This is a genomic window from Leisingera daeponensis (assembly GCF_019801465.1).
GTDB classification, from domain to species: Bacteria; Pseudomonadota; Alphaproteobacteria; order Rhodobacterales; family Rhodobacteraceae; genus Leisingera; species Leisingera daeponensis_A.
The window spans coordinates 60,953-78,929 of sequence record NZ_JAHVJA010000009.1; the positions used below are offsets into that span (position 1 = coordinate 60,953).

At 64.2% G+C, this 17,977-nt stretch carries 16 protein-coding genes; 4 read left to right on the top strand and 12 right to left on the bottom strand.

Annotation, left to right across the window (positions count from 1 at the left end; all coding sequences use genetic code 11):
* Positions 1–45: 45 nt before the first annotated feature.
* From KUV26_RS17340 to KUV26_RS17355, 4 genes are all read right to left on the bottom strand, one after another.
* The gene (locus KUV26_RS17340) at positions 46–780 is read right to left on the bottom strand and encodes an SDR family NAD(P)-dependent oxidoreductase (protein ID WP_222509285.1); all 735 of its coding nucleotides are present in this window, start codon (positions 778–780) and stop codon (positions 46–48) included.
* Positions 777–1,511, bottom strand: coding sequence for an SDR family NAD(P)-dependent oxidoreductase (locus KUV26_RS17345; protein WP_222509286.1), 735 nt, complete (start codon positions 1,509–1,511; stop codon positions 777–779). The genes KUV26_RS17340 and KUV26_RS17345 overlap by 4 nt, the downstream gene beginning before the upstream one ends.
* A gap of 16 nt (positions 1,512–1,527) precedes the next feature.
* Entirely contained in the window at positions 1,528–2,631 is a 1,104-nt protein-coding gene (locus tag KUV26_RS17350; RefSeq protein ID WP_222509287.1) for a mandelate racemase/muconate lactonizing enzyme family protein, read from the bottom strand.
* Between the two features lie 66 nt (positions 2,632–2,697).
* Complete coding sequence (locus KUV26_RS17355) at positions 2,698–4,254, bottom strand: trimethylamine methyltransferase family protein (RefSeq protein WP_222509288.1); 1,557 nt, start codon at positions 4,252–4,254, stop codon at positions 2,698–2,700.
* Between the two features lie 212 nt (positions 4,255–4,466).
* On the opposite strand from KUV26_RS17355, the gene KUV26_RS17360 reads away from it, so the two are divergent.
* Positions 4,467–6,404, top strand: a complete 1,938-nt coding sequence (locus KUV26_RS17360; protein WP_222509289.1) for an FAD-dependent monooxygenase — start codon at positions 4,467–4,469, stop codon at positions 6,402–6,404.
* Between the two features lie 1,011 nt (positions 6,405–7,415).
* Here the strand turns inward: KUV26_RS17360 and KUV26_RS17365 are convergent.
* Positions 7,416–8,552, bottom strand: a complete 1,137-nt coding sequence (locus KUV26_RS17365) for an acyl-CoA dehydrogenase family protein (protein ID WP_222509290.1) — start codon at positions 8,550–8,552, stop codon at positions 7,416–7,418.
* Positions 8,549–9,721, bottom strand: a complete 1,173-nt coding sequence (locus KUV26_RS17370; RefSeq protein WP_261399959.1) for a CaiB/BaiF CoA transferase family protein — start codon at positions 9,719–9,721, stop codon at positions 8,549–8,551. Before KUV26_RS17370 ends, KUV26_RS17365 begins: the two co-directional genes overlap by 4 nt.
* A 100-nt stretch (positions 9,722–9,821) precedes the next feature.
* Here KUV26_RS17370 and KUV26_RS17375 point away from each other — a divergent pair, with 100 nt between their 5' ends.
* Positions 9,822–10,706: a LysR family transcriptional regulator gene (locus KUV26_RS17375; RefSeq protein WP_261399960.1), complete on the top strand. Its 885-nt coding sequence runs from the start codon at positions 9,822–9,824 to the stop codon at positions 10,704–10,706.
* Positions 10,707–10,939: 233 nt separating this feature from the next.
* Here the strand turns inward: KUV26_RS17375 and KUV26_RS17380 are convergent, their stop codons facing one another.
* From KUV26_RS17380 to KUV26_RS17405, 6 genes are read right to left on the bottom strand one after another with little or no spacing between them, the layout of a single operon-like run.
* Positions 10,940–11,713, bottom strand: a complete 774-nt coding sequence (locus tag KUV26_RS17380; protein ID WP_222509293.1) for a LamB/YcsF family protein — start codon at positions 11,711–11,713, stop codon at positions 10,940–10,942.
* Positions 11,714–11,722: 9 nt separating this feature from the next.
* Positions 11,723–12,739: a biotin-dependent carboxyltransferase family protein gene (locus tag KUV26_RS17385; RefSeq protein WP_222509294.1), complete on the bottom strand. Its 1,017-nt coding sequence runs from the start codon at positions 12,737–12,739 to the stop codon at positions 11,723–11,725.
* Positions 12,736–13,482, bottom strand: a complete 747-nt coding sequence (locus tag KUV26_RS17390; protein ID WP_222509295.1) for a 5-oxoprolinase subunit B family protein — start codon at positions 13,480–13,482, stop codon at positions 12,736–12,738. Before KUV26_RS17390 ends, KUV26_RS17385 begins: the two co-directional genes overlap by 4 nt.
* A complete protein-coding gene (locus tag KUV26_RS17395; protein WP_222509296.1) occupies positions 13,482–14,777 on the bottom strand; it encodes a TRAP transporter large permease in 1,296 nt (431 codons plus the stop codon). Before KUV26_RS17395 ends, KUV26_RS17390 begins: the two co-directional genes overlap by 1 nt.
* A 9-nt stretch (positions 14,778–14,786) precedes the next feature.
* The gene (locus tag KUV26_RS17400) at positions 14,787–15,335 is read right to left on the bottom strand and encodes a TRAP transporter small permease (RefSeq protein WP_222509297.1); all 549 of its coding nucleotides are present in this window, start codon (positions 15,333–15,335) and stop codon (positions 14,787–14,789) included.
* A gap of 58 nt (positions 15,336–15,393) precedes the next feature.
* On the bottom strand, positions 15,394–16,365 hold the full coding sequence (locus KUV26_RS17405; protein ID WP_222509298.1) for a TRAP transporter substrate-binding protein: 972 nt from the start codon (positions 16,363–16,365) through the stop codon (positions 15,394–15,396).
* A 168-nt stretch (positions 16,366–16,533) separates the two neighbouring features.
* On the opposite strand from KUV26_RS17405, the gene KUV26_RS17410 reads away from it, so the two are divergent.
* Positions 16,534–17,055 carry a winged helix DNA-binding protein gene (locus tag KUV26_RS17410; RefSeq protein WP_222509299.1) on the top strand — a complete coding sequence of 174 codons (522 nt, stop codon included), beginning with the start codon at positions 16,534–16,536 and terminating at the stop codon, positions 17,053–17,055.
* Positions 17,056–17,378: 323 nt separating this feature from the next.
* On the top strand, positions 17,379–17,972 hold the full coding sequence (locus KUV26_RS17415; protein ID WP_222509300.1) for an ester cyclase: 594 nt from the start codon (positions 17,379–17,381) through the stop codon (positions 17,970–17,972).
* Positions 17,973–17,977: the final 5 nt, after the last annotated feature.

Below are 17,977 nucleotides of genomic sequence, written 5' to 3' on the forward strand. Positions count from 1 at the left end.
GTGCTGTTCCCGCGCTCGGCACTGGAGAGCTAGCTCCCTTTCATTTTATGGCAGACTCAGCTTGGCCATCCTTCCGCCATCGACCGTATAGACCTGGCCGGTGATGAATCCCGCATCCTCGGACGCGAGGAAAGCCACTAGCGCCGCCACTTCTTCCGGTCTGCCGGTACGCGCGACCGGGTGGATGCGGGCGATATCGCGGCGGAAGGCCTCAGGGTCGGGCATCGCCTCAATGAAGTCCAAGTTCAGGTCGGTGTCGATCCACCCCGGCGCCACCGCGTTGCAGCGGATGCCCTCTGCCCCGTGATCCACCGCCACGGCGCGGGTGAGGCCATGGAGCCCGGCCTTAGAGGCACAGTAGGCGGCATGGCTGGAGTTACTGCCCAGCCCTTCGATGGAACCTGTGTTGACGATGCTGCCGCGGGACTTGCGCAAGTGCGGCAGTGCCGCCTGAATCATCAGGAAAGGCGCAGTGAGGTTCACCGTCAGGTTGCGCTGCCAGTCGGCCAGAGACATCTCCTCGACACGCGCCTCCTGCATAATGCCTGCGTTATTTACCAGAATGTCCAGGCCGCCTGCCCGTCCGGCCGCTTCCGCTACGACCTGCGCCGGGCTGTGCGGATCGGTGAAATCCGCCGGGATTGCCTCGAACTCCGCGTCCGCACCGCGCTGTGCTGTAAACACCCGCGCGCCCTCGTCGCGCAGGCGGCGGGCAATGGCCTGGCCAATGCCGCTGCGCCCGCCGGTGACCAGCGCAACCTTGCCTTGGAACCGCATCATGACACCGGTTTCCCGCCATTGACCTCGACCAGCGCGCCGCACATGTAGCGGGCGGCATCAGAGGCCAGAAACATCACCACATCGGCAATATCCTCCGGCTCGGCAATCCGGCCCAGCGGCACTGACTTGCCCAGTTCTGCCACTGCGGTATCCGGATCAAAGCCGCGTTTGGCAAAGCCGGAGCGCAGCATCGGCGTGTTCACCTCATTCGGGCAGACGGCGTTGATGCGGATGCCCTGATGGGCGTGGTCCATCCCCATGCACTGTGTCAGGGAGGCAATTGCCGCCTTGGTCATGCAATAAATCGCATGGTTCGGTCCCGGGTTTTTGCTGCCCCAGCAGGACGAGGTGTTGACGATGGCACCTCCGCCCGCACGCGCCATGATCGGGATTGCAGCGCGGCAGATGCGGAAAGGGGCCTCGACATTCACCCCAATCGACAGGTGCCAGTCGGCGTCCGAGGTCTCGGTCACCGGGCCGCGGGTGATGACACCGGCGTTGTTGATGACGATGTCCAGCCCGCCAAGCGCCAGCTGCGCGGCCTGCGGCAGCGCGTTGGCATAGTCCGGCTCCAGCAGGTCGCCCGGCAGATGCGCCTCGGCCTCTATGGTGCGGGTATCGCGGTCGGCGACCGCCACCTTGGCCCCCGCTGCCCGCAGCCGCTGGACGATAGCGGCACCAATACCGCCCGTTGCGCCGGTGACCAGCGCGCATTTTCCTTGAAATTCCATAGCTTTCGTTCTCCAGTCAGAAGGATGCCACCGGCGCGCCGAACAGGCTTTCATCCGGGGTGATGCCCAACCCCGCCCCTTGCGGCAGCGCGATATGGCCGCCTTCGAGGCATATGCCGCTTTCCGCGTCGTAGTTGCCTTCGATATACGGCGCGGCCAGCCAGACGCCCTCCAGCAGGTCCGATTTCACGGTGGCGCCGATATGGGTGCAAGCGGCCGCGATGATGTCGCCGCCCCAGCTGTCATCGCAGGTATGCGGCAGGTTACGGGCCTCGCAAATGTCGCGGAAAGCGCGCATTGGGTGCAAGCCGCCGATGCGGGTGACCTTCATGCCAAAGCCATCGACCAGTCCGGTACCGGCGGCGGTAATCACCGTGTTCAGACTGGTGCTGTTTTCATCCATATAGAGGCCATGGGCGATCTGCGGACGGATTTTCTGCAGATCTTCCAGCGTGTTGCAGGGCTGCTCCATGATGAAGGGAATCTGGGGGCATTCGCGGCTCACGCGCAGCGCATCCCGCGTGGTCCAGCCGCGGTTGCCGTCCACCGCCAGCCGCATCCCCGAGCCGCCGACCTTCTCCCAGACCTTGCGGATGGTCTCGATATCCAGCTCCACCGACCGGCCCCCGACTTTGACCTGCAAGCGCGGATAGCCCTCCGCGAGCTTCTCGGCGGCCAGCCGGGCGATGTCGTCCGGCGCGCCGACGCCGGTGGCGTAATAAGAGGGCACCCGGTCGGTCGTCGCACCGCCTAAGAGGGTGGAGACACTGACGCCCAGATGCTTGCCCAAGAGGTCATGCGCAGCAATGTCGATGGCGGCCTTGGCGTAGTTGTGGCCGTTCAGCAGCCTGTCCATCCGCCGGTGCAGGGTCACCGGTGCCACCTCGGCCCCGATCAGCCCCTCCGCCATCGCAATCAGCGCCGCGCGGGCGCCTGCGGCGTGGGATTCGGCGTAGGTCGGACCGACCGGGCAGGTCTCGCCCCAGCCCGTCTGGCCGTTGTCGGCCACCAGTTTCACCAGCGTCGTGTCCAGCGCCCAGACCTCGGCATTGGCCATGGTATAGGGCCCGTTTTTCACTGGCAGATCATGCTGATAGATATGGATTTCCGCGATTTTCATGTTCTGTGCCCTGTTGGAAAAAAGGCCCGCCCTCTATCGCAGGGCGGGCCAGTCGGGGAGGAGAGATCAGTAGCTCTGATTCAGCTCATCCGCCGCGGGAATTTCGCGCTCGCGCCGGGCGATGTAGTCGAGCAGTTCCTCGTTCTTCGCCTCGTCCAGCTTGGGCTCCTGGTATTCCGCCAGCAGCTTCTTGGCGCGGGTCAGGGCGCGTTCGGTGATCTCGACGCTGCCTTCGGCCTGCCATTGCTCGATCGAGTTGTTGTCGAACAGCTCCGGCATGAAGAAGGCTTCCTGGAAGTTCTCCTGCGTATGCGGGTGGCCGAGGTAGTGGCCGCCAGGGCCGACATCGGGAACCGCCGCAATGGCCTGGTCGAAGTCGTGCCATTTCGGGCCTTCCGCCATCCGGTAAGCCATCGCGCATTGCTCCGCATCGACGATGAACTTGGCGACCGAGCAATGCATCCCGGCCTCGTTCCAGCCCGCCGAGTGCCAGATATAGTTGGCGCCCGCATGAATGACCGCCGACAGGGTGGTTGCGGATTCATACCCCGCCTGCGCGTCAAAGGTCTTGGCGCCGCCCAAGGTGTTGGAGGTGCGCCACGGCACATCGTAATAGCGCGCCATCTGGCCGATCATGAAGTTCATCAGCGAGATTTCGGGCGTGCCCGCCATCGGCGCGCCCGATTTCATCGAAACGGTCGACAGGTAGTGGCCATAGATCGCCGGCGCGCCCTTGCGGATCACCTGGGTGTAGGCCAGCGCGCTCAGCGCCTCGGCGTTCAGCTGCGCCACGGTGGCCGGAACCGAGGCCGGGGTGTTGGCGCCGCCCAGCACAAAGGGCGAGCACAGCACCGGCTGCTTGCGGCGGCAGAAGGCGCGCATCGCACCCAGCATGGTTTCGTCCCAGACCAGCGGCGAGTTGCCGTTGCAGTTGCCGGTGGTGACCGGGTGATCCTCCAGGAAATCCTCGCCGAACAGGATCGCACACATGTCCATCACGTCTTCGGCGTTCTTGGGGCTGGTGGTCATGCCCATGAACGTCTTGTCGGAGTATTTCATCGACGAATAGGTGATGCGCAGGTGCCGCTGGCTGATCGGGTGATCATAGGGCTCGACGATGTGGTGGGCCGAGGAATGCAGAGCCGGCATCATATGCGCCAGCTTGTGGAACATCGCCAGGTCTTCCAGCTGCGGGTTGCGGCGCACATCGTCCAGGTCGCGCAGGAAGGGCGCGCCGGTCATCGGCACAAAGATCGAATGCTTGCCGCCCAGGCGCACGTTCTTTTTCGGATCGCGCGCATGGTAGGTGAAATGGCTGGGGATGGTCTTGATCAGCTCCCGCACCAGGCCGCGGTCGAGATAGACCAGTTCACCCTCGACTTTGGCGCCCGCGCGCTTCCAGTCCTCCAGAGCGATGGGATCGCGGAACTGGACGCCGACATTTTCCAGAATGTTCATCGAGGCGTTGTCGATCTTTTCGACCTGGCTGCCATCCATCACCTCGCACAGCGGGATATTGCGGGTGAGGCCCGGCAGCATATCGAATTTGGGGGCGGTGCGCAGGGCACGGCGGGCGGTGCGGCCGCCGGAGCGTGCGCGGGTCGTTGTGGCTTGCTCAGTCATCGCAGGGGTCTCCTTTGATGCCGAGTTTCACCAAGTGAATGGGGTTTCACCTGCAGGATTCCGAAATCCGGTTGCAAAAACCGACTCCTTGTCCCGCAGAACCGGCCCGGAGCGGGCCCCGGAAAGGTATGCATACATACCTTACTTGAGCCGGAGTTAGGAAATACAGTCAGCGCCAGCCCATTCGGAAACGAGGAAACAGGGAGTTGGCCATGCAGTACTACCTTGACGGTTTCAGCCCCGGCGATCCCGATGTCAAACCGCCGGCACCCGGACTTGAAGGTGCCCCCCGGAAGGCCCGCGAAGTCCCGCGAAAAGTCGATGTGCTGATTGCCGGCTGCGGTCCCGCGGGGCTGTGCCTTGCCGCACAGCTGGCCGGTTTCCCGGAAATCGCGACGATGATAGTTGAGCCGAAGCACGGGCCGATGGAAAAAGGCCAGGCCGACGGCGTCAACGTCCGCTCGATGGAGATGTTCCAGGCCTTCGGTTTTGCCGAGAAGGTGAAACGCGAGGCCTATTGGGTAAACCAGGCGGCGTTCTGGAAACCGATGCCTGGCAACCCGGACCATATCCACCGTGTCGGCTTGGCCCAGGACGTGGCCGATGACCAGTCCGAGATGCCCCATACAATCGTCAACCAGGCCCGGATCCACCAGCTGTTCCTCAACGTGATGAAGAACGCGCCGACCCGCCTGCAGCCGCATTACGGTCTCCGCGTCAAGAACCTTGAGATCGACTCCGCCGCCAGCAACCACCCCGTCACCGTGACCCTGGAACACATGGCCGGGGACGGCAGCGCAGACGGCACCGTTACCGTGCGCGCCAATTACGTCGTCGGCTGCGACGGCGCCCGCAGCACCGTGCGCAGTGCAATCGGCGGCAAGCTGCACGGCGATGCGGCGCATCAGGCCTGGGGGGTGATGGACGTTCTGGCGAACTCCGAATTCCCGGACCTGCGTCGCAAGTGCCTGATCCAGTCCGCGAAAGAGGGCAACATCCTCATCATCCCGCGCGAGGGCGGCTATCTGTTCCGCATGTATGTCGAACTCGACAAGCTCAACCCGGATGAGCGGGTGTCAAACCGAAACCTCACCGCCGCCGACATCATCGCCGCGGCAAACCGGATCATGACTCCCTACGCCATTGACGTGAAGGAGGTGGTCTGGTGGTCGGTCTACGAGATCGGCCACCGGCTCACGGACAAGTTCGACGACGTGCCCGCGGATGAGACCGCCCGCCGCGCGCCGCGCGTCTTCACGGCCGGAGACGCCTGCCACACCCACAGCCCCAAGGCTGGCCAGGGCATGAACGTGTCCATGGGCGATACCTTCAACCTCGGCTGGAAGCTGGCCCATGTCCTGACCGGCCGTTCGGACCCGGAGCTGCTGCACAGCTACTCTGCCGAGCGCCGGCTGGAGGCCGAACGCCTTATCGAGACCGATCACAAATGGGCCCGCATAATGAGCGCGCCACCCAGCCAATCCGAGCTGGACGGCAGCGAAATGCCACGCTTTCAGAAGCAGTTCATCGAAAACCTGGAATTCACCGGCGGTCTTGCCGTCCGCTACGAGCCTTCGCGGATCATCGCCAAGGAAGCGCAGCAGCCGCTTGCGACGGGCCTGATCATCGGCAAGCGCTTTCACTCGGCCCCGGTCCTGCGGCTGGCGGATGCCAAGCCCATGCAGCTGGGCCATGCTGCCGAGGCAGACGGGCGCTGGCGCATCTACGCATTTGCCGGAAGGGATGACAATGGAACCTCGGGCGGCGCGATACATAAACTTTGCGCCTATCTGAACAGCCATCCCGCTTCCCCGGTCCGGCGCTACACCCGCGCGGACGAGGACTTGGACGCACTGATCGACCTGCGCGCCATCTTCCAGCAGGATTTCAAGGCGCTGAACTTCGAAGACATGCCGCCCCTGCTGCGCCCGGCCAAGGGACGCTACGGGCTGCACGACTTCGAGAAGATCTTCTGCACCGACCACATGCTGGGCCAAGACATCTACGCGATGCGCGGCATTGACCGCGCGCAGGGCTGCATGATCGTTGTGCGGCCCGACCAATATGTGGCCCACATCCTGCCGCTTGACGGCGTCGCTGCTCTGTCAGCCTTCTTCGACGGCATCTTCAAGCAGAATGATGTGCACTAGAGAGTGGCAGCAGAACAGCGCACCGTGCGTTTTCAGCAGCAGCGAAGGCGCCTTACTGCCAGTTCCGGCCAAGCCCCTCAGCAATATACGCGCGTTCTCCTGCTCCGCCCTCCAGAGTGATCCGTCTTAAACGATGTCCAGCCCCTGATGATACCCATCTTCACGATGCGTACCAACATGCCGCCGTTTTTTGTCCTATCCGGTGTTCTGCGGCCCCCATCCAATCGGCGAAAGCGGCGGGTCGCCCTTTTTGCGGTCAAAGCCTTTCGGGGCTGTCAGTGTTCCCGTGGGCCTTGCCCATCTGTACTAAAACTGTATGCGAGAGCGCTGTACCCCACCCGCTCCCAGCAGGAACCGCGCGGTCCCATCTGACCCACTGCCGGCGGCCCCGCGGGCACCTGCATGAGGGGGCAGTCGCCGACAGCCAGATCACCAGCCCGCGGACAAAATTCTTCGGGAAGTAAGGCACAGTACCCGCCGCGACGCCGCAGAAAGTCGCACCGCTTCCGCAGAGCGACACGCCGGACGCGGTGAATAAAGGAAAGTTTCGATGCGACGCACCCAATTGCGCGTTTCGTTTGTGTTAGCTGGGAAAGAAGTAACAGCCTAACCCCTGCGTTCCAGCATAATGACAAATGAGGCCTCAAGTTACCGCGCCGTTTCGTAGCACAACGCAAAGAACTCAACGCATACGCTAATTCACCGGAAAAGAGTGCATACAGGCGGCCGTCTTTCGCGACCAGAACTGCACCGCACCTGCTCCCTTGTTTGCTGATAGAGTAAATTTCCCAGGCATTTCAATCCGTGTCCAGCGCATAATCCATCGCTGTCATCAATGCATCGCGACCGAAAAGTCAGGAAACTTACCAGAATTACCATGTATAACCCAAACGACGACACTCATGACCGCTGCCCGCAAAGTAAGCGAGGCGGATGGTCAGGGTAGTCCGGGAAGATGCCGGTAAGAAGGTATGCACGTCTGAAGCCCACAGGTTGGGAGCCGCCGGGCGATTAACTCAGCATGTCTCGGGCGATGATGGTGCGCTGGATTTCCGAAGACCCCTCGTAGATCCGGAAGATCCGCAAGTCGCGCAGGTAGCGTTCCAGCGGGAAGTCACGGGTATAGCCATAGCCGCCGTGGATCTGCAGCGCCCGGTCGGCAATGCGCCAGGCTGCCTCGCTGGCATAAAGCTTGGCAAAGGCCGAGTCCGAGGAATAGCGCTCACCGGTGCCGCGCTTGCGGGCGGCTTGCAGGCCCAGAGCCCGCGCCGCCGCCAGTTCAGTGGCACTGTCGGCCAGCATCCATTGCAGCCCCTGGAAATTGCTGATCGGCTGGCCGCCGACCTCGCGTTCCCTGGCATAGGACACCGCCGCATCCAGTGCCGCGCGGGCAATGCCGGTCGCCTGCGCCGCGACCTCAATCCGGCCGTTGTCCAGCACCTTCATCGCGGTGCGGAATCCGGTGCCTTCGTCGCCCAGCCGGCTTGCCGCGGGCACATGGCAGTCAAGGGAGACCGGGAACACATGGCCGCCGCGCAGCCCCATGGTTTCCTCGTGCCTGCCGATCTCCACCCCGTCCGTCTTGCCCGGCTCCACCACAAAGGCACTGACCCCGCGCGCGCCTGCGCTGCTGTCGGTCTTGGCATAGACCACGATGAAATCCGCGCCGCCCGCGTTCGAGATGAAGCATTTGGAACCTTTCAGCCGGTAGCCGTCCCCGTCGCGGGTGGCGGTGGTGCGCATGTCGGCCGGGTTGGAGCCGGCCATCGGCTCGGTCAAGGCAAAAGCCCCCAGCGCCTCGCCCGACGCGGCGGCCGGCAGCAGCCGCTGCTTCAACGCCTCATCCGCGCCCAGCAGCAGCGAGTCCGTGGCCAGAAAATGCGCCGTCAGCATCGACGCAGTTGAGCCGCAGGCGCCGGCGATGGCCTCCACCGCGCAATAGAGCGCAGGACCGCTGAGGCCAATGCCGCCGTAGGCTTCGGGCAGGTTCATCCCCATGATGCCCATCTCCGCCAGCGCCGGGCAGTGCAGGGTTGCAAATGTCCCCTCGGCATCGATCGCGGCAGCGGCAGGCGCCAGCACCTCGTTCGAAAACCGCTCGATCTGGCCGATGACGGCCTGTTCTTCACTGTTCAGATCACCGCTCATTTGGCCTCTCCTTTCTGCAGCTGCTGCAGGATTTCATCCGTGTGCGCCCCCAGTTCCGGGGCTGCCTGACGGCCGCCGCGCGGCGCACCGCTGAAATGAACCGGCTGCTCCGGCACGCTCAGCGTGCCGAGCGCAGGGTGGGTGACGGGCGTTGCCAGCTCCCGCGCCTGTGCCTGCGGCGACGCCCAGGCCTCCGGCACCGAACTCAGCGGCGCGGCCGGGATGCCCTCCTCGGAAAGCAGCGCGGCGACGCTCTGCACGTCCCGGACCGCGGCCCAGCTCTCGATATGCTGCGCCAGCGCCGGCTCATTCTGCCGCCGCAGGCTGTCGCTGGCGAAACGCGGATCACCTGCCAGTTCCGGCATGCCGATGGCCGCCGCGAACTTGGCAAACAGCCGGTCATTCAGCACTGCAACGGTGAAACTGCCGTCCTTGGCCCCATAGGTTCCAAACGGCGCCGACAGCGCGTGCTTGCTGCCGGTGCGCTTCGGCGTCTCACCGGCCATCAGCGCCCGGCACGCCGCCACCGGCATCATCGACACCAGCGAGTCGTAAAGCGCCAGATCGACATGCCGCCCCCGGCCGCTGCGGGCGCGGTCGAACAGCGCCACCATCGTGCCAAAGGCCGCGAACATGCCGCCGGCAACGTCGGCAAAGGCATCTCCCGCCATCATCGGCGGGCCATCTTCGGCACCGGTCATATCCATCAGCCCACTCATCGCCTGGATGATGATGTCATAGGCCGGCAGCATCCGGTTCGGGCCTGTCTGGCCGAACCCGGACACAGACACATAGACCAGCCGGGGACAGGCCGCGCACAGATTCTCCGCACCCAGCCCGAACCGCTCCATCACACCGGGGCGGAAGTTTTCGACCAGCACGTCGCACTCCGCCGCCAGCGCCCGCGCCGCCGCCGCGCCGTCCTCGGATTTCAGATCCAGAACGACGGATTTCTTGCCGCGGTTCACCGATTGGAACAGCAGGCTGTCGCCGCCCCTGAATGGGCCGATGTGGCGGTAGTCATCGCCAGCGGGGGGTTCAACCTTGATCACCTCGGCGCCCAGATCGGCCATCAGCGCCGTGCAATAGGGCCCGGCCAGAACCCGGGAAAAGTCCAGCACCCGGATCCCCTCCAGCGGCCTGCGGCCTGCCGTTTTGTCATCTTCCATCATGTACTCACCATCAATTGCTTGCTGGAGGATAGCGTCCGGCATGATATAAACAGAAATACAGGATACACATGATGGGTATACAAAATTGAATATACCATTGAACTTCCGCCAGGTTGAAATCCTGCTGGCGGTCGCGGACACCGGCAGTACCGCCGCGGCAAGCCGCGCGCTGAACACTTCTCAGCCCTCGGTTTCGCTAGCCATTGCCCGCTGCGAGGAAGTGTTTGGACAGAAGCTGTTTATCCGCATCCCCGGGCGCGGGATGGAGCTGACCCCGTTCGGGCAGCACAAGGTTGCACAGCTGCGCGAGTTGGAGAAACAGGCACGCTGGATGCTGTGCGGCGGTGAGGGCACACCGGAGTTTCTGAACCTGGGTGTTTTTTCAACTCTTGGACCGCGCTATGCGCCGCGGTTGGTGCGCGGCTTTCTAAACGCCCGGCCCGGCGCCAAAGTCTGCCTCCTCGAAGGTGATCTGCAAACGCTGTTCGACTGGCTCACCGAAGGCCGCATAGACTTGGCACTGATGTACGATTTCGGCATTCCGTCTGATGTCGTCATAACGCCTCTGATCGCCGCGGAGCCCTATGCTTTGCTACAGCAAGGGCACAGGCTGGCACGGCAGACCAGCGTCAGCGCCGAAGACCTGGCGCAGGAGCCGGTCATTCTGATGAACCTGCCCCACAGTCGCGGATATTTCCTGTCGCTGCTGCAAAACGCCCGCTTTCCAGTACGGGTCGCGCATGAAACGAGCTCAATCGAAATGCTGCGGTCAATGGTAGCTAATGGATTTGGCGTCGGCCTTCTGGCGACCGACCTGCCGGATGGACGGTGTTATGATGGAAGTCCGGTGATCCGGGTACCCCTTGCAGGCCGCCCCCCGCGGCATCAAATCGCTATGGCGCATCGCAGTGCGGCGCTCAAGCGGCCAATCACCCAGGCTTTTACCGCTTTTGCCAAAAACTTTTTCAACCCGTCATCTTGAGTGCGAAGCAGCGGCCTGCGCAGATCCACGGCATCTTGGCTTGCGTATTTCTGTCCTGACTTCAGCGTGTGACGACCGGCCCGCCAAGGCAGCTGCGCCTGCCCTGCCGGAATCGCGGATTTGAACTGCCACTACCGTCAACGGCGAACCGGCAAGCCTGTATCGCCGCCAAACCGGGGAGCAAGCTTAGGCCCGCCGGTAAACAACGGGCTTTGCTGGCCCAGTCCGGAAACCTACAATACAGACCCGCCGAATTTTTCCAGATTTACACCGTCGTCCTGCAGCGCGCTCTTAACCTCAGAAGCGATGGCCACCGCCGTCGGCGTGTCGCCATGCAGGCAAATGGTGTCGATCCGCGCCGGGATGCGCTTGCCGCTGGCGGTGATGATGGCGCCTTCGCGCACCATCTCCACCATCCGCCGCCCGGCCTCTGCCGGATCATGGATCACCGCCCCGGGCAGACTGCGGTCCACCAGCGTCGCATCGTCGTTATAGGCGCGGTCGGCAAAGATCTCACACGCCGTCCTGCAGCCCAGTTCCTGCGCCGCCTGCTGCTGCGCGGTGCCCGCCAGCACCATCACGATGATTTCCGGGTCCACCGACAAGGCCGCCTGATAGCAGGCCCGCGCCATCTCCGCGTCCTCCGAGGCCATGTTGGCCAGCGCCCCGTGCAGCTTCAGGTGCCGCACTTCACCTCCGGCAGCACGCGCCATCGCCTGCGCCGCGCCTAGCTGGTAGCGCACCATATTGGCCAGCGTCGCATTGGGCACCGACATGCGGCGGCGGCCAAAGCCCTGCAGGTCAGGAAAACCTGGATGCGCGCCGATGCCGGTACCCTTGGCCACCGCGTTTTTCATCGTCGCGGCCATCACATCCGGGTCGCCCGCGTGATAACCGCAGGCGATATTGGCCGAGGTCACGATATCCAGCAGCCCGGCATCATCGCCGAGGCTCCAGGCACCAAAGCTTTCGCCCATATCGGCATTCAGATCGACAGTTCGGGTCATGTCATCTCCTCACAAGACATCTTCTTCACCGGCAATCGCGCCGCTGATCAGCTGATAGGACAGCAGGTTCGTCATGGTGCGCGGATCCCGGATCAAAGGATAGCATTGGCCGCGCAGCCCCTCGCGCCGCTCCGCTTCGGCCCGCTCCAGCTCTACCGCCTCCTCCAGCGGAATGAAACGGAAGTGCAGCTCCGCCCCCGCCGCCGCCTGCGCCAGCAGCGGCAGGTCGCAAGGCAGCACCGTGCCGATCCGGGGATAGCCGCCGGTGGTCTGGCTCTCCGCCAGCAGCACATAGGGCGTGCCGTCGCCGGTCACCTGGATGTCGCCGGGCGTAATCACCTCCGACACCACCGTGCGCGCGCCGTCGGGGCGGAAGCCCTCGCCATCGCTCTCCACCGGCACGCCCATCCGGTTGCCGCGGGCACTGCGGCGGAAGGCCGTCCGCTCGAACCGCGCCAGTTCAGCTTGCGGGAACAGCGAAGTCTGCAGGCTCGCCACAACCCGCACGGTGCCGCCCTCGAACCGGTCGTCCGGCGCCAGCCCTAGCCCGGTGGTGCGGCCGCTGTCAGGGCCGGTTTCCAGCACGTCGCCTTCGGCCAGCGGCGCTCCGATGCCCGCCGCCAGATGCGCCGAGCGCGCGCCCAGATGCTCCGGCGTCTGGATGCCGCCGCCGACGTGCAGATAGCCATAGCTGCCGCTCTGCGCCGCGCCGATCACCAGCCGCGCCCCCGCGGGCAGCAGGTGGCTGGCGTTCCAGGCCACGGCGGCACCGTCGATGCTCGCCCGCATCGGCGCGCCGGTCAGGGCGATGCGCAGATCGCTATCCGCCTGAAACTCGCCGCCCATGCCGGCCATCTCGACCGCTGCCAGATCCGCGCCCTGCCCAAGCAGCGCCGCGCCCTCGGCCAGCGCCAGCCGGTCGGCAGCGCCGCCGCGTGACACCCCGTATTCCAGCCAGCCCGGGCGGCCGAGGTCCTGAACCGTCACCCCTGGCCCTGCGCGCAGGACAGTCAACGTGCCGGTCATGACAGATCCTCCGCCTTGGCGCCGCCCAGCGGATCGCGCCGCAAGCCTTGCAGCTCTTCCGGCGTAACCGGGGTGAATTGCACTTCATCGCCAGGGCGCAGCAGGAACGGCTCCTCCGCATCCGGGCGGAACAGCCGCACCGCGGTCTGGCCTGCGTGCATCCAGCCGGTCGGCGTCGCCACCGAGAACAGCACCAGCTGCCGGATCGCCACCGCCAGCGCACCTTCGGGAATGCGCGTGGTCAGCTGGGTTTGGCGCGGAATGTCCCAGGCCTCCGGCAGCTCGCCCAGATAGGGCTGGCCGGGGGCAAAACCGATGGTCTGCACCCGCACCCGCGCCGCCGACAGCGAGGCCACCGCCTCTGCCTCTGTCATCCCCGCGGCTTCTGCAGCCTGCGGCAGCTGCGGCGCCAGCTCGGTGCCGAACACTGCCGGGATGCGCCACAGGCGGCGCTGGCCGGGCAGCTCCGCCGCGTACCAGTCGCTCTGCGCCAGCAGCGCCCCCAGCCGCACCCGCAGCGCCGCATGGTCCAGATGCCGCAAATCAAACCGCACATAGGCCGACACCAGCGAGGTAGAGACTTCCTCGACCCCGTCCCAGCTTTCCCCGGCCAGTGCCGCACGGAACGCCAGGGCGGCGCGGTTGGCCGACTCGCTCAGGCGGCTGCCAAAGCTCACCAGCATCCCGTCCACCCCCACCGTGCGGATTTCGGGGCCAGGATTTGCTGCGCTCACCTCAGCCATCACATCTGCTCCGGCAGGAAGGTCACGATGGACGGGAACAGCACGATCAGCACCAGCGCCACCACCATCAGGAAGAAGAACGGCAGCGCCGCCTTGGCCACGGTCAGAATGTCCCGCCCGGTCAGCGACTGCAGCACAAACAGGTTGAAACCGACCGGCGGCGTGATCTGCGACATCTCCACCACGATCACCAGGAAGATGCCAAACCACAAGGGATCAATGCCCGCCTCCAGCACCATCGGCATGATCACCGAGGCGGTCAGCACCACAACCGAGATCCCGTCGAGGAAGCAGCCCATGATCACAAAGAAGATGGTCAGCGCCGCCAGCAGGGTGAAGGTGGAGAGGTTCAAGGAGCCGATCCACTCCGCCAGGATGCGCGGAATGCCGGTGAACCCCATCGCCACGGTCAGGAACGACGCCCCCGCCAGGATAAAGGCGATCATGCAGGAGGTGATCGTCGCCCCCATCAGCCCCTCGGTAAAGCTCTGCCGGGTCAGCGAGCCGCTCTGCCACGAGAGCAGCAGCGCCAGCACCACGCCAACAGCTGCAGCATCGGTGGGCGAGGCAATCCCCGCATAGATCGAGCCGATCACCCCGCCGATCAGCAGCACCACCGGCAGCAGCCTGCGGGCGCGCTTCAGCTTCTCGCGGAAGGTGGCGGCAATGTCCTCAGTGGGCAGCTGGCTGCGATTGAGCAGCGCCCAGACCACCACATAGCCCACGAACAGGCCGACCAGCAGCACGCCGGGCAGCACGCCCGCGACAAACAGCCGGGCGATGGATTGCTCGGTCGCCACGCCATAGACGATCAGGATGATCGACGGCGGGATCAGCAGCCCCAGCGTGGCGGAACCGGCCAGCGTGCCGATCACCAATTTTTCGGGATAGCCGCGCCGCGCCAGCTCCGGGATCGACAGCTTGCCGATGGTGGCAGCGGTGGCCGCAGACGATCCCGACACCGCGGCAAAGATGCCGCAGGCAAAGACGTTCACATGCAGCAGCTGCCCGGGCAGCCGGTTCATCCAGGGCGACAGCCCGGTGAACATGTCCTCCGACAGGCGCGAGCGAAACAGGATCTCGCCCATCCAGATGAACAGCGGCAGCGCCGCCAAGGCCCAGGAGTTGCTGTGGCCCCACATGGTGGTGGCCATCACCAGCCCCAGCGGCGCCTCGGTGAACAGCGCCATGGCGGCGATGCCCACGCCCAGCAGCGCAAAGGCCACCCACAGGCCGGCGCCCAGGAACAGGAACAGAAGGACCAGAAGAATGATGGAAAGCGCGGCAACCGACATGATGATCCCCTATTCGCTCAGAAGATTTTCGCCCTTGCCCTCCCAGGAGGGCAGCGCACCGCGCAGCATCGAGACCAGCTCGTCCGCCAGCGCCAGGGTAAGGATCGCAAGGCCAAGCGCCACCGGCGCCTGCGGCAGCCACAGCGGCACTGACACCATGCCCGCGCTGCGGTCGCCGAACTCCAGCGACTCCAGCAGCAGCAGCCCCATGTACCAGGTGGCATAGCCGCTCATCACCAGCGCCAGCAGGGTCACGCACAGTTCCGTTGCGCGATGCGCGGCAGCAGGCAGCCGGTTGGTCAGCAGCGTCACCCGGATATGGCCGCCCGCGCGCAGCGCATAGGCCAGCGCCAGAAAGGTCGAAGCCGCCAGGAAAAAGCCGGTGAAATCCGCATAAGACGGGATCGTCAGCCCCACTCCGGTTCCGGTCAGCGCCACCGCGATCTTGTCAGCGAGGTTCAGGCACACCTGTGCAAAGACCAGCGCCACAATGGCCACGATAAACAGTGCTGCCAGCCCGCCGGCCGCACGGTAGATGAAATCAAGCACAACCCGCATGGCTGCTCCTCCTCCCCAGGAGACCGGACGCCGCCCGCGGCGTCCGGTCAAGGTCATGTTACTGCTGGTAGGCGTTCAGCAGGGTGGCACCGGCCTCCCCGGCCTCGCCTTTCCAGTTTTCCAGCATCACGGCGCCAATCGCGCGCAGGCCTTCCATCAGCTCTTCCGACGGCTCCGACACGGTGATGCCGTTTTCCTTCAGCACTTCGATCTGGCTGCTGGTCTCGGCCCGGCTCATCTCCCAGCCACGCGCCTCGGCCTCAGCCGCGGCTTCCAGAATGGCGGTCTGGGTCGCTTCGTCCAGACGGCGGAACGCGCGCTTGTTCACCACCACGATGTTCTTCGGGATCCAAGCCTGAATATCGGTGTAATGGGTCAGGAAGTCCCAGGCCTTGGAGTTCACCCCGGTGGAGGGCGAGGTGATCATCGCCTCGACCCGGCCGGTGCTGAAGGCCTGCGGAATGTCTGGCACCTCAACCTGGGTCGGCGCAGCGCCCGCCAGGTTGGCGAACTGCTCCAGCGTCGCGTTGTAGGTGCGGAACTTCAGACCCGCCAGATCCTCGACGCTGTTGATTTCCTTGGTGGTGTACAGACCCTGCGGCGGCCACGGCACGGCATAGAGCGCCATCAGCCCCTGCTCGTCCAGCAGCCCGTCGATCACATCCTTCTGCGCCGCCCACAGCCGCTCGGCCTCTTCATAGCTGGTCGCCAGGAACGGTAGCGAGTCGGCGCCGAACGCCGGGTTGTCATTGGCCAAGAGCGACAGGAAGAATTCGCCCGCGGGCACCTGGCCGCTGCGCACGGCCTTGCTGATTTCCGGGTGCTTGAACAGCGATCCGGCCGAATGGACCTTGATCTCCAGCCCGCCCTCGGTCGCCTCGGCAACGTCACCGGCAAACTCGACGATGTTCTTGGTGTGGAACGTGGCGTCCGGATAAGGCGTCGGCATGTCCCAGGTCGCCGCCTGCACCGAAGCCGACAGCCCGGCAATCAAAACGGCCGCGCCGCCCAGCATATTCTTCATCTGCATTTTTTCCTCCCAATGCGGTTTATTGCCACTTTGTAACCATAACACTGATAATTTGTCAACGTTATGCAAATGTAGCCCTCAGCCCGCTTGATCTCTCTGATACTTTGCATTTCTATGCTCAAACGCAGATAAAACACCGGGGTTTTATCAACAAAACAGGGTCAACTGATGGCTTCTAATCAACCCGACGGCCGCCGAATCGTCTCCTCCCGTCACTTGGCAGAGGGCGAAGGCTGGGAAATGTCGGAACTGGAATACGGGCTGATCGTCGCCTTTAACGCGTTTTCACGCTGGACCACGCGCTGCATGGCCGCAGCAGGGCAGCCCGACCTCAGCCCGCTGGAAATCTTGATCCTGCACAACGTCAACCACCGCGGCAAGGACAAGCGCCTTTCCGACATCTGCTTCCTGCTGAACATCGAGGACAACCACACCGTGAACTACGGGCTGCGCAAGCTGCTCAAGGCCGGTTTGCTGGACTCCGAGAAGCGCGGCAAGGAAGTGTTTTACCGCACCTCCGCCGAGGGTGCAGCTGTCTGCTCCGCTTACCGGGACGTCCGCCGGCAGTGCCTGCTGGACGGACTGGCCGGCGCCGAGCTGCCGGGCAATGACCTGCGCGAGATAGCCCGAAGCCTGCGCTCACTTTCAGGCCACTACGACCAGGCCAGCCGCGCGGCTGCTTCGCTTTAAAAACGGCTGGATTTCAACAATCAGAGAGCCCGGGGCGTCTGTATGCTGGAAGGGAAGCATCCGGACTGAAACCATCCAGGCATTGCGTCGCGCAATGTGCCGACCATCGGTCGCCGCGCTCCCATGTATGAAATTGCGGGTCCGCCCAAAATCCCGGCCAAGCAGACATAAGCCAGTGCGGCCGGTCGCCAGCGATCTAGCGCCTTTCTTCTGCGGCCTGCACGACGCGCTGCAATATCGCAAACTGGCATTTGTTTTTCCTACGGCCTTACGAACCTGGAACGGCAGCACGGCGGAAGAATTCTGCCGGTGAACTGAGTCCAATGACGCTTGCAATCGATCCGAACCTGCCATTCAGCACCGCCGGCGAGCTTCTGCAACTTTGCAGGATCCGGCTGCAACATCGCGCCTCCCGCGGCAAAGTTTCTGATCGTATGCAGACGCCAGCAGGCGCTACGACCGCTGCGAATTCAGAGGGAAATTCAGAAATGACAAGAAACGAGCTGTGCAAGGCTGTGGTTCTGGACTACGTCGACGCGATGAACGCCGGCGATTGGAAGCGGCTGCTCGCGCAGTTTGCGTCGGATGCGCGCATCCAAGGGGTTACGGGATCAGGCGGGTTGGATTTTGCACTGCCCATCTGGAAGCAATTGCATGACGGGCTGAACATGCACCTCGACGTGCAGGAAATAATTGCCGACGGCAACCATGTTGCGGTGCGGTACTGCGAGCAGGGATGCTGGACAGCACCGTTTCTTGGCTTCACCGAGCCGACCGGCTGGACCTACGAACTCGTAGCCATCGAGTGGTTCGAGATTTCGAACGGAAAGATCGCCAGTCGCTGGGGGCACGGGACGGGGCTGCGCAAGCGCGTCAGCTCGGCTTTCCAGCCCCCGCGGCTGCCCCCGCCCGAATGACGGCC

What these genes read in the sequence shown, in the direction of transcription:
- KUV26_RS17340 (WP_222509285.1), bottom strand. Translation starts at nt 780, where the DNA reads ATGATGCGGTTCCAAGGCAAGGTTGCGCTGGTCACCGGCGGGCGCAGC.
- KUV26_RS17345 (WP_222509286.1), bottom strand. Translation starts at nt 1,511, where the DNA reads ATGGAATTTCAAGGAAAATGCGCGCTGGTCACCGGCGCAACGGGCGGT.
- KUV26_RS17350 (WP_222509287.1), bottom strand. Translation starts at nt 2,631, where the DNA reads ATGAAAATCGCGGAAATCCATATCTATCAGCATGATCTGCCAGTGAAA.
- KUV26_RS17355 (WP_222509288.1), bottom strand. Translation starts at nt 4,254, where the DNA reads ATGACTGAGCAAGCCACAACGACCCGCGCACGCTCCGGCGGCCGCACC.
- KUV26_RS17360 (WP_222509289.1), top strand. Translation starts at nt 4,467, where the DNA reads ATGCAGTACTACCTTGACGGTTTCAGCCCCGGCGATCCCGATGTCAAA.
- KUV26_RS17365 (WP_222509290.1), bottom strand. Translation starts at nt 8,552, where the DNA reads ATGAGCGGTGATCTGAACAGTGAAGAACAGGCCGTCATCGGCCAGATC.
- KUV26_RS17370 (WP_261399959.1), bottom strand. Translation starts at nt 9,721, where the DNA reads ATGGAAGATGACAAAACGGCAGGCCGCAGGCCGCTGGAGGGGATCCGG.
- KUV26_RS17380 (WP_222509293.1), bottom strand. Translation starts at nt 11,713, where the DNA reads ATGACCCGAACTGTCGATCTGAATGCCGATATGGGCGAAAGCTTTGGT.
- KUV26_RS17385 (WP_222509294.1), bottom strand. Translation starts at nt 12,739, where the DNA reads ATGACCGGCACGTTGACTGTCCTGCGCGCAGGGCCAGGGGTGACGGTT.
- KUV26_RS17390 (WP_222509295.1), bottom strand. Translation starts at nt 13,482, where the DNA reads ATGGCTGAGGTGAGCGCAGCAAATCCTGGCCCCGAAATCCGCACGGTG.
- KUV26_RS17395 (WP_222509296.1), bottom strand. Translation starts at nt 14,777, where the DNA reads ATGTCGGTTGCCGCGCTTTCCATCATTCTTCTGGTCCTTCTGTTCCTG.
- KUV26_RS17400 (WP_222509297.1), bottom strand. Translation starts at nt 15,335, where the DNA reads ATGCGGGTTGTGCTTGATTTCATCTACCGTGCGGCCGGCGGGCTGGCA.
- KUV26_RS17405 (WP_222509298.1), bottom strand. Translation starts at nt 16,365, where the DNA reads ATGCAGATGAAGAATATGCTGGGCGGCGCGGCCGTTTTGATTGCCGGG.
- KUV26_RS17410 (WP_222509299.1), top strand. Translation starts at nt 16,534, where the DNA reads ATGGCTTCTAATCAACCCGACGGCCGCCGAATCGTCTCCTCCCGTCAC.
- KUV26_RS17415 (WP_222509300.1), top strand. Translation starts at nt 17,379, where the DNA reads ATGACGCTTGCAATCGATCCGAACCTGCCATTCAGCACCGCCGGCGAG.